Below are 11,845 nucleotides of genomic sequence, written 5' to 3' on the forward strand. Positions count from 1 at the left end.
TTTTATAACTAGGTGGTGGTTAAATGGATAATTTAAGTGCTTTCGATATTATAGGTCCAGTAATGATTGGACCATCCAGTTCCCATACTGCAGGTGCTTGTAGAATAGGAAATTTAGCTAAAGAAATAGTAGATAATAAGCTAAAGGATGTTAAAATATATTTTCATGGTTCATTTAAAGAAACTTACAGAGGCCATGGTACTGATAAAGCGATTATTGGAGGTCTGCTGGGTCTTAAAACCGATGACAGCAGAATAAAAAAATCTTTTCAGCTGGCAGAAAAAGAGGGGTTCAGCTTTGATTTTTTACCAGTTGATCTGGATGATGTTCATCCAAACACAATGAAGTTAGAAATTATAGATCAAAATGATGTTAAAACAACTATAGTTGCTTCTTCAATCGGCGGCGGAAATATAATTGTGACTGAATTAAATGGAACTGAGGTTAAACTAAAAGGAGAATATTATACTTTAATAACTTTTCATAATGATCAGCCCGGATTAATTGCTAAGATTTCAGAAGTTTTACAGATATATAATTTAAATATAGCTGAAATGGAAGTATTAAGAAAGGAAAAAGGACGTCAGGCAACTGCAATTATTAATTTAGATCAAAAGGTAGAAAAAAATATACTGCAGCTGCTTCGAGATATACCTGGTATTCAAAGTTTAAAACTGGTTAAACCATTAGTCTAAGGAGGTTTTGTAATGGAAGATTTTCATAAGATAGAAGAATTAATTGAAATAGCCGAAAAAAATGAGATTACGCTGGCTCAGGTAGTTATCAATAGAGAAAAAGATTTAACTGAAAAAACTGAAGCAGAAGTTAGAGATCAGATGCGTTATTCACTTCAGGTAATGCGAGAATCTATCGAAAAAGGTTTAAATGAAGATGTTAAGTCGATGAGTGGTTTAACCGGTGGTGATGCCAAAAAAGTTGAAAAGGCCAGAAAAGAAGGTAAAAGTATTACAGGAGATCTTTTTTCTAGAATTCTTTCCCATACTTTAGCTGTTTCGGAATTGAATGCTGCTATGGGTAAAATAGTTGCCTGTCCAACAGCTGGTTCATGTGGCATTTTACCTGGTTCGTTAATCACGATTGCTGATGAAAATAATTTTACAGATGATGAAATTATAGATGCCTTATTTGTGGCATCAGGCTTTGGAGTTGTAATTGCCAAACAGGCTTCAGTTTCTGGTGCTGAAGGTGGCTGTCAGGCTGAATGTGGATCAGCATCAAGTATGACTGCTGCAGCTATTACATATTTAATGGGAGGCACAAAACAGGAAGTTGCAGCTGCTGCAGCTATAGCCCTTAAAAACTTGCTTGGTTTGGTCTGTGATCCTGTAGCTGGATTGGTAGAAGTTCCCTGTATTAAAAGAAATACTATTGGAAGCAGTAATGCTGTAACTGCTGCCGAAATGGCTCTAGCTGGAGTAGAAAGTGTAATTCCGGTTGATGAGGTTATAGTTGCTATGAAAAAAGTTGGTGATGCTCTTCCTGATTCACTTAAAGAGACTTCACTGGGTGGTTTAGCTGCTACTCCAACTGCCTGCAGAATAAAAGAAGAACTGCTTGAGAATTCGTTATAATCTAATTTTTTAACATCTTGCTAATAACTTTGATTCAAGATATAATTAAATAATGACATATGTTCTAAAAACCAGTTGAAGAGTTGTGCTTTGACTGGTTTTTACTTTTTGCTGTAATTTAGGAGGTGTACAGAAAATTAAAAATAATAAAAAAACAAAACCCATTAGAAATATAGTCGTCTCTTACGCTATTTTTGGTATACTTTGGATTTTATTTTCGGATATTTTAGCAGTGTTTTTTACTAGTAATCTGGGTATTTATCAAAAATTTCAATCAGTTAAAGGTATTATCTTTATCTTTGTAACGGGTATATTTTTATTTTTTTTATTAAAGAAAAATTTAAGAAAGCTGGAAGAAGAAGAGGAAAAATTAATTAGACAGGCTCATTTTGACAGTTTAACTTCTCTGCCAAATAAAAGGTCATTGTATGAGGATTTAGAGGTTAAAATTAATTCCTATTCTATTAAAGACCGAGCTGCAGCTTCTTTTTCCGTATTTTATCTGAACTTAAACAACATCGATAATCTAAATGAAATTAAAGGATATAGTCAAGGTAGTGGTTTGATTAAAAAAATTGCTGTACACCTAAAAGCTAATTTCGACAGCCAAAACTGCAATATCTACATCTATAATTATGACCAGTTTATTTTGGTTTTTGATAATAAAATTGATGATCAGTCTTTAAAAGAACAGGCAAATACTATTTTGGCTTCAATTAATGATCTCTGGGAGCAGGGAAAAACTGATTATTATCTGGATTTAGATATAGGAATTTCAAAATTTCCTGGCTCGGGTGGAGATGCAGAAGAACTAATTTCAGCTGCCCAACTGGCGGCTAGTAATATTTTTCTTGATGATCTGAGTTTTCAAATATATAATAAGCAGATGTATCTCGACAAATTAGAATACGAAAACTTAAAAAGAGATTTAAGAAGTGCAGTAAAAAAAGAGGAGTTTAAATTATATTATCAACCTAAAATTAATATTAATGAAAATCAGAATAAAATAAGTGGGGTAGAAGCTCTAATCAGATGGAATCATCCGACTCTTGGACTGGTTTCTCCACAGAAATTTATCAAAATTGCCGAAGAAAGCTTTTTAATTAGAGAAATTGGAGATTGGGTTATTGAAGAAGCATTTAAACAGCTTTCAAGCTGGCAGAATAAATATGATAGAGACCTAGGTATTTCTGTTAATTTATCGCCACTGGAATTATGTGATAAAAATAAAGCTGCTAGAATTAAAAAACTAAGCCAAAAATATCAGATAAGAAGAGAATTAATAGAATTTGAAATAACAGAAAACGCTCTGCTTGATAATCGCAGTGATACTATAAAAATTTTGAAGGAACTTAAAAACTTAGATTTTTCAATTGCTCTTGATGATTTCGGTATTGGTTATTCTTCTTTCAGTTATTTAAGTAGGCTCCCAATTGATACTCTCAAAATAGATAAGTCTTTCATTGGAAAACTTTCTGATTCCAAAAATATGATATTAATTGATTCTTTAATTGAGCTGTCCCATAAAATGAATTTAAAGGTTATTGCTGAAGGAATTGAAAGCTCTGAACAGCTAAAAACAATGAAAAAACTAAAATGTGATGAAATTCAGGGTTATTATTTTTACAAACCACTGCCTGTAGATCAATTTGAAAAAATTATTGAGAAAAATTATTATTAGAATTTCTACTCAAAATATAAGTTGAATATTTTGAGTAAGAGGAGTATAATTAAATTGTGAAAAAAATATTAATGAGGAGTGGTTCTAATGATAAAAGTTTTAACATCACCAGGAAAATATGTTCAGGGCAAGAATGTTATTATGGAAATGGGAGAATATATCAAAGATCTTGGAGATAAGGCTTTAATAATTGCTGATCCTATTGTTGAAGAATTATTCTTAGACGATTTAAAAGCTGGTCTAGAAGAACTTAATTATCAAATTGAATTTTTCAACGGTGAATGCTCTAAAATAGAAATAGAAAGATTAAAGAAAAAAGCCGCTGCAGAAGACGCTGAAATAATTATTGGGATGGGTGGAGGTAAGACTTTAGATACCTCTAAAGCTGTTGCTCATTATTCGGATTTACCTGTAGTTATTGTTCCTACAATTGCAGCTACAGATGCTCCCTGCAGTGCTTTATCTGTTATCTACACTGAAGAAGGAGTTTTTGAAGAATATTTATTCTTACCTAAAAACCCTGATGTAGTAATGATTGATACTGAAATAGTAGCTAATGCTCCTGTTAGATTTTTAGTTTCAGGAATGGGAGATGCTCTGGCAACTTATTTTGAGGCTGCCGCTTCTGCTTTAACCAGAGCCACTGCAATGTCAGGTGGTGCGCCAACAATGACAGCCCAAAATTTAGCTGAACTCTGCTATAATACATTATTAGAATATGGGGTCAGTGCTAAAAAAGCCGCTGAAGCTGGTGTGGTAACTGAAGCTTTAGAAAAAATTGTAGAAGCAAATACACTGTTAAGTGGACTTGGCTTTGAAAGTGGTGGACTGGCTGCCGCTCATGCAATTCATAATGGTTTTACTGTTTTAGAGGAAACACACTCCAAAACTCATGGTGAAAAAGTTGCTTATTCTACCTTAGTGCAGATGGTTCTTGAAGATAGAGATCCAGCTGAAATTGAAATGGTAATGGATTTCTGTAAAGAAGTTGGACTACCTACTACTCTTGCTGACCTAGGAATTACTGATGTCAGCGATGAAAAGATTCTTAAAGTAGCAGAAGCAAGCTGTGCTGAAGGAGAAACTATCCATAATATGCCTTTTGCAGTTGATGCAGAAATGGTCAAAGATGCAATTTTAGCAGTTGATGTGCTTTAATAATAAGAGAAAATTAGAAGAAAAATTAAAAGCTGAGCGACTTTAATTTCTAAAAAACAGCTTTAATTTAAGTCCCTTTGTGAGTTTTATGGCTCATAAAGGGATTTTTTTAATTTAGTTTAATCTGGTCATATGTTAATTAACTACTTTCATTAATAAGAAAATTATGATAATATTAAAAAAATTAAGGAGGAATATTTATGAAAAAATTTTATTCAATATTCTTTGCTTTACTTTTAATTTTGACAGCTGCAGTTCCAGCTTCTTTTGTTGGTGCTCAAAGTAGTTCTCAATTTGATGAAATTATTCAAAAACTATCTAGTTCAGAAACTTTGACTTCTCAGGAAAAAGATGAAATTATGGATGAGGCCATAGCTTTATATTATGATGAAGGAGTAAATTTAGATCAGATCTCTGAAGTATTAGAGCAAAATGATAATTATAATGAAATAGGAAATCAATTTATGAGCTTAGATAGTGACTTCGATGATGACCGAGATGACATGGATGATGAAGATGACTACGACGATGACGAATATGATGATAACGATGACATGGATGATGAAGATGACTACGACGATGACGAATATGATGATGACGATGACTATGATGATGACGATGACTATGATGATGACGATGATGACGATGATGACGATGATAATAATGATGACGATGACGATGATAATGATGACGATGATAATGATGACAATGAAGAAGATGATGATTAAAATTTAAATAAATTATTTTAAAATATATTAATCCCCCTCTTAATTCAGATAAATTATTTACTTAATTTGTTCTGTAAAGGGGGATTTTTTTTATTAAATTTGAACATTAAGAAAATTAAAATAAAATTATTATTGACAAAAATCACCAATAAGAATATCATTAATAATAGAGAGAAAGCGAAATCTTTTAATTTAATCCATTTTTTAGTTTTTGTTCGCGTTTGCTGGCTATATTAAGGCTAAATTTACAAAGGGGCTGCCAGTTATGAAGAAAAAAATTATTTTAGAGATAGCTGTTATTATATTTTTGATTTTGACTTTTACAATTTCGGCAGCAGAGGAAAAGCAGGTCTACAGGGGAATTTATTTTGGAATGTCTGTTCAGGAATTTCACGAAAACTTAAGAAAAGATGAGAAAATGACTTTGAGTGTTGGTCTTCCAGAAATTGAAATTGAAAATACAATCTATAATATTTTTGCTCTCTATAATGATCAAGATCAGCTTTATGAAATATATTTTGAAAGTCCAAATTATATAGCAGATTATTATGTTAAAAAGCGATTAAATGAACTTTCTCAAATTATCGAATCAGAATATGGAGCTGCAGATAATATTAATAATTTTAAACTATCTGAAGTTAAAAAAGAGATACTATGGCAAAAAATATGGGGTTTTGGTGATAAAGTTATAGAACTTGGTGTTGGTAAAATGGATACAGAAAAATATGTTTCACTGCATATGTTTTACTATCCATATGGCCCTTAATTTTTTCTTAAGTTAGAAAAGTTCGACCAAAATAGTCAGAAAATTTACTCAAATTATAAATTTATTAATAATCGAGGGGGAGGGATTATATTGAGTAAAATAGTCATAGTTGGGACCCTGGATACTAAAGGGGCAGAGTTTAAGTATGTCAAAGATATTATTGAGGGAGAAGGATTAGAAACTATTGTCATTGATGCTGGAGTGTTGGGAGAGGCCTATTTTGAACCTGATATTAGTAGAAGCGAGGTTGCTGATGCTGGTGGTCAAAGTATTGAAGAACTGGTCGAGGCCAAAGATAGAGGAGAATCAATGGAAGTTATGTCAGATGGAGCAGCGAAAATAGTTGAAAAACTTTATTCAGAGGGTAAAATTGCTGGCATAATTAGCTTAGGTGGTTCAGCTGGAACAACAATTGGAACTACAGCCATGAAAACATTGCCGGTTGGAATTCCTAAAGTTATGGTGTCTACCCTTGCTTCTGGAGACACCAGGCCATATGTCGGGACAAAAGATATTACAATGATGTACTCAGTTGTTGATATTTTGGGTGTTAATAGTTTATCATCTGAAATTTTATCCAATGCTGCCTTTGCAGTAGCAGGAATGGTAAAAGGTAAAAAACCAGAACCGAAAGAGAAACGGCCTTTAATCGCAGCAACTATGTTTGGTGTCACAACACCCTGTGTAGAAAAAGCAAGAGAATATTTAGAAGAACATGGTTATGAAGTGCTGGTCTTTCATGCCACTGGTACAGGTGGTAAGGCGATGGAAAATTTGGTTGAAGAAGGATTTATTAGTGGTGTGCTTGATATTACAACTACTGAACTCTGTGATGAACTAGTAGGAGGAGTACTTTCTGCAGGACCTGATCGTTTGGAAGCGGCTGGAAAAGAAGGTGTACCACAGGTTGTTTCAACTGGGGCCTTAGATATGGTTAATTTTGGTCCTCTAGATACAGTTCCTAAAGAATTTGAAAATAGAAATCTATATAAGCATAATCCTACAGTGACCTTAATGAGAACAACAGTGGCAGAAAACAAAAAACTGGCTGAAATTATTTCAGAAAAACTTAATAAAGCTGAATCTAAAACAACATTATTCTTGCCGCTTAAAGGTGTTTCAATGATTGATGCAGAGGGACAAGCTTTTTATGGTGCAGAAGAAGATAAAATGCTTTTTGAAACATTAAGAAAAAATATTGATCAAGATAAGGTAGAACTAATCGAAAAAGACCTGCATATTAATGATGAAGAATATGCACTTGCTCTTGCAAAAAAAATGATTGAATTAATTGAAGGTTGAGCTTAAATTAAAGTTCAACATAATTGAATAACGAAGGCTGAATATTAAGGTTAATTTCAAAATATAAAGGGGGACTAAAAATGGCATTTACACGTCAAGAGGTTCGAAAGAAATTAGAACAGGAAATAGCAAAAGGAAAAAGTGTAGTTGGAGCTGGTGCAGGAACTGGTATTTCTGCTAAATTTGCCCAAAAAGGTGGAGTAGATTTAATAATTATCTACAATTCTGGTAGATATAGAATGGCAGGAAGAGGTTCTCTTGCCGGATTGCTGCCCTATGGTGATGCAAATGGGATAGTTGTAGAAATGGCAGATGAAGTGCTGCCGGTAGCCAAAGAAACTCCAGTCCTGGCTGGTGTCTGTGGTACAGACCCATTTAGATTAATGGATAATTTCTTAAAAGATCTTAAGGATATGGGTTTTTCTGGGGTGCAGAATTTTCCTACTGTAGGTTTAATTGATGGTGTTTTCAGACAAAATTTAGAAGAAACAGGAATGGGCTATGATTTAGAAATAGAAATGATCAGAAAAGCTCATCAACTTGATCTGTTTACTGCACCATATGTATTTGATGAAGAAGATGCTAAAGCAATGGCAGAAGCTGGAGCTGACGTTCTGGTAGCACATATGGGTTTAACAACCAGCGGCAGTATTGGTGCAGAAACTGCGCTGACTCTGGAAGAAAGTGCGAAAAAGGTTCAAAGAATTGCAGATGCAGGACATAGTGTAAACAAAGATCTAATGGTGATCTGTCATGGTGGTCCAATTGCAATGCCAGATGATGCGAAATATGTTCTAGAAAATACAGAAAATGTAGTTGGATTCTTTGGTGCTTCCAGTATTGAAAGACTTCCCACTGAAACAGCTATTAAAAAACAAACTGAAGACTTCAAAAAATTAGTAATCAACAAATAAGTAAATTTTTTCAACACATTCTAAGTGTAATTTAAACAATTAGCCGTCCTTTAAAAGGGACGGCTTTAATTTGTTAAAATATTTAATAAATCAAAAATAATATCTTTAAGCAGGAAATTGGCTTTTTATCTAAAATCTATATACAAGGCAAAAGAATTTGAGGAGGAAAGAATTAATGCCAAAAAGAAAAGATTTAAATAAGATTTTGATTATTGGATCTGGCCCGATAGTAATTGGTCAGGCATGTGAATTTGATTATTCTGGAACTCAGGCTTGTAAGGCTTTGATGGAAGAAAATTATGAAATAGTACTTGTTAATTCGAATCCAGCAACAATTATGACAGACCCCGAGATGGCAGATCGAACCTATATTGAACCGCTGACAGCAGAAAGTATTGAGAGGATTATAAAAAAAGAAAAACCTGATGCGCTTTTATCTAACTTAGGTGGTCAGACAGCACTTAACCTGGCTTCAGAACTTTATGAATCAGGAGTTTTAGCAAAAAATGAGGTAGAAATTATAGGAATTCAGCCCGAAGCAATTGAACGGGGAGAAGATAGGATTCTCTTTAAAGAAGAAATGGAAAAATTGGGGGTTCCAATGCCCAAAAGTTTACCGGCCTATAATGTGGAGGAAGCAGTGAAGATTGCAAAGGAAATGGGTTTTCCTGTAGTTGTTAGACCCGCATACACTATGGGAGGTAGCGGTGGTGGTTTGGTCTATAATTTAGAAGAACTTAAAAACATTGCTGAAAATGGAATAGCAGCCAGTATGATTGACCAAATCTTAATTGAAGAAGCTGTATTGGGCTGGCAGGAGCTTGAACTTGAGCTAGTTAGAGATCAGAAAGAAAAGAAAATTTCTATTTGTTTTATCGAAAATGTTGACCCAATGGGAGTGCATACAGGAGATAGTTTCTGTGTTGCACCAATGCTGACAATAGATGAAGATGTACAACAAAGAATTGAAGATTACAGCTACAAAATAGCAGATGCAATTGGAGTAATCGGAGGTGCTAACTTTCAGTTTGCATATAACAGGGAAGAAGATAGACTTGTAATTATAGAGATGAATCCCAGAACTTCTCGTTCATCTGCGCTGGCCTCTAAGGCAACTGGTTTTCCAATAGCCAGAATATCCACTAAATTATCTGTAGGGATTAATTTAGATGAATTACCATATTATAATGGGAAAAATCTAGCTGAGTATAAGCCGGGTGGAGATTATGTAGTAGTTAAATATGCTCGCTGGTCTTTCGAAAAATTTCCTGGAGCCGAAGATAAACTGGGAACTCAGATGAAGGCTGTAGGTGAGGCAATGAGTATCGGTAAAACTTATGCTGAGGCTGCTCAAAAGGCAATTAGGTCACTGGAAATTAAAAGATCCGGATTTGGAAATATAGCAGAATTTAAAAAACTAGAAAAAGCAGAAATTTTAGACCGCTTAAGAACACCTTCTAGTGAAAGGCATTTTTTGATATATGAGGCAATGAAAAAAGGAGCATCAATTTCAGATATTCAGAAAATAACGCATATTTCAAGCTGGTTTTTAGAAGAAATGGAAGCATTAGTAGAACTAGAGAATAGGCTGCTAAAATATAAAGGTAAGCGGCTGCCTTCAGAAATATTAGTAGAAGCAAAGGAAAAAGGGTTTTCAGATAAATATTTATCTGAGCTCTTAAATTATGACGAAAAGAAGTTTAGAAAAGCTCGCAAATATGCGGTTGAAAATGACAACTTTGATTTAGTTAAAGTAAGTGGGGCCGAAGGAGAGTATTATTATTCTTCTTATAATTTAGCTGAGGAGAAGATTCCTACCTCAGACTCTAAAAAAGTTATGATCTTAGGTGGAGGTCCCAATAGAATTGGCCAGGGTATAGAATTTGATTATGCCTGTGTTCATGCATCTTTTACCTTAGATGAATTAGGTTATGATTCGGTTATGGTTAACTGTAATCCAGAGACGGTTTCTACAGACTATGATATTTCTTCAAAACTATATTTTGAACCGCTAACTGCTGAAGATGTTTTGCGAATCTACGAAAAAGAAAAACCAGAAGGTGTCATCGTTCAGTTTGGTGGTCAGACTCCACTTAATATAGCCGAAGAATTGGAAGAGGCAGGAGTTAATATTTTAGGAACCTCACCGGCAAGTATTGATTTTGCTGAAAATAGAGAAGAATTTAGAAGGTTAATGAATGAGTTAGAGATTCCACAGCCGGAAAGTGATATTGCAAGATCAGCTGCCGAAGCTCACAAAATTGCAGAACAGATTGGTTATCCCCTGATGCTCAGACCTTCCTATGTTCTGGGAGGAAGAGGAATGGAAATAGTTTATGATCAAAAAAGTCTGGAAAACTATTTAGAATCACAGGTGGCAGAAGTTTCAGCCGAGCATCCTGTTTTAATAGATAAATTTTTAGAAGATGCATTAGAAGCTGAAGTTGATGCTCTAACAGATGGTGAGGATACTTTTGTGGCTGCAGTAATGGAGCATATAGAAGAAGCAGGAATCCATTCAGGTGATAGTGCCTGTGCCATTCCTTCTTTAGAAATTACTGAGCACCAGCTTGAAACCATTAAAGATTATACTGCAAAAATAGCATCTGCTCTTGATGTTGTAGGTTTAATGAATATTCAATTTGCAATCTATGAAGGAAAAGTCTATATTATTGAGGCCAATCCAAGAGCTTCCAGAACTGTGCCTCTTGTCAGTAAGGTGACCGGAATCAATATGGCAAAACTTGCCACTAGATTGATGCTGGGAGAATCACTTGCATCTTTAAATCTAAAAGAAAAAGACGTTCCATATACTGGAGTTAAAGAGGCTGTTTTTCCTTTTGATAAATTTGAGCATGTGGATGCTGTTTTAGGACCTGAAATGAAAGCAACTGGTGAGGTAATGGGCATTGCCAGCACTTATGCGCAGGCTTTCTATAAAGCTCAGACAGCAGCCGGATTGGAACTTCCTACTTCAGGCAAAGTTTTAATTACAGTTAATGATAAGGATAAAGAGAAAATAGTGGACACAGCTCAGAAATTAAAAGACCTGGATTTCGAAATTCTGACAACTGAGGGTACAGGAGAATTTCTGAATCGGCAGGGGATAGAAAGTGAGCTGATCAACAAATTGGGTCATGGTCGTCCCAATATTGTAGATGCTATAAAAAATGGCGAGATTCAGCTGATAATCAATACCCCCATTGGCAAAGAAGGAATTGAAAATGACAGTTATATTCGTTCAGCAGCTATTAAGTATAAGATACCATATATAACAACAACAAATGCTGCTAGAGCCAGTGCAGCAGGTATTGAAGCTGAAATTAACAGTGATTATGAGCTGAAAGCAATCCAGGATTATCACAAATTATTAAAGTAAATTTCAGTTCCCTGGTTGGCATTTAAGCTCAGCCAGGGATTTTTTAATTGCTTTAAGAGTCTAATTTTTTATCTAGAATTATATAATAGGTTTAAATTAAATTGGTAATTTTAGTGAGCTGGAATTGATCGATGATTTAGTTAAAGAAAAGATAGAGTATGATTACTAAAATTTAAAAGAACAATATTTTGTCTTTTTTTTGCAATAACAGCTAAAAAAATGTTATGATAATAGTAATAAATTTAAAACTGAAGGTGATTAATTTGTCTCATCTGACCAAGTTTTAATTTAGTTTTATAAAATAAGAAGTAGGGAGTAGATAGTA

Annotated in this window: 9 protein-coding genes; all 9 read left to right on the plus strand. The window is 34.1% G+C overall.

All coding sequences use genetic code 11. The features are described 5' to 3' along the window. The first annotated feature begins 23 nt into the window (after positions 1–23). Complete coding sequence (gene sdaAB, locus HSACCH_RS03720) at positions 24–695, plus strand: L-serine ammonia-lyase, iron-sulfur-dependent subunit beta (RefSeq protein WP_005487940.1); 672 nt, start codon at positions 24–26, stop codon at positions 693–695. A 12-nt stretch (positions 696–707) separates the two neighbouring features. Beyond that, complete coding sequence (sdaAA, locus tag HSACCH_RS03725; RefSeq protein WP_005487941.1) at positions 708–1,592, plus strand: L-serine ammonia-lyase, iron-sulfur-dependent, subunit alpha; 885 nt, start codon at positions 708–710, stop codon at positions 1,590–1,592. A 232-nt stretch (positions 1,593–1,824) separates the two neighbouring features. Next, a complete protein-coding gene (locus HSACCH_RS03730) occupies positions 1,825–3,273 on the plus strand; it encodes a putative bifunctional diguanylate cyclase/phosphodiesterase (protein ID WP_005487944.1) in 1,449 nt (482 codons plus the stop codon). An 87-nt stretch (positions 3,274–3,360) separates the two neighbouring features. Continuing rightward, the gene (locus HSACCH_RS03735) at positions 3,361–4,431 is read left to right on the plus strand and encodes a glycerol dehydrogenase (protein WP_005487946.1); all 1,071 of its coding nucleotides are present in this window, start codon (positions 3,361–3,363) and stop codon (positions 4,429–4,431) included. Positions 4,432–4,631: 200 nt separating this feature from the next. Beyond that, positions 4,632–5,159 carry a hypothetical protein gene (locus HSACCH_RS14000; protein WP_005487948.1) on the plus strand — a complete coding sequence of 176 codons (528 nt, stop codon included), beginning with the start codon at positions 4,632–4,634 and terminating at the stop codon, positions 5,157–5,159. A gap of 265 nt (positions 5,160–5,424) precedes the next feature. Next, positions 5,425–5,925 (plus strand): hypothetical protein, encoded by a 501-nt coding sequence (locus tag HSACCH_RS03745; RefSeq protein ID WP_005487950.1) that lies wholly within the window; start codon positions 5,425–5,427, stop codon positions 5,923–5,925. 90 nt (positions 5,926–6,015) lie between these two features. Next, positions 6,016–7,227 (plus strand): Tm-1-like ATP-binding domain-containing protein, encoded by a 1,212-nt coding sequence (locus tag HSACCH_RS03750; protein ID WP_005487951.1) that lies wholly within the window; start codon positions 6,016–6,018, stop codon positions 7,225–7,227. 80 nt (positions 7,228–7,307) lie between these two features. Continuing rightward, the gene (locus HSACCH_RS03755; RefSeq protein ID WP_005487953.1) at positions 7,308–8,141 is read left to right on the plus strand and encodes a phosphoenolpyruvate hydrolase family protein; all 834 of its coding nucleotides are present in this window, start codon (positions 7,308–7,310) and stop codon (positions 8,139–8,141) included. Positions 8,142–8,316: 175 nt separating this feature from the next. Next, the gene (gene carB / locus HSACCH_RS03760; protein ID WP_005487955.1) at positions 8,317–11,520 is read left to right on the plus strand and encodes a carbamoyl-phosphate synthase large subunit; all 3,204 of its coding nucleotides are present in this window, start codon (positions 8,317–8,319) and stop codon (positions 11,518–11,520) included. The last annotated feature ends 325 nt before the right edge of the window (positions 11,521–11,845 follow it).

It is taken from the genome of Halanaerobium saccharolyticum subsp. saccharolyticum DSM 6643 (genome assembly GCF_000350165.1).
Lineage (GTDB): Bacteria > Bacillota > Halanaerobiia > Halanaerobiales > Halanaerobiaceae > Halanaerobium > Halanaerobium saccharolyticum.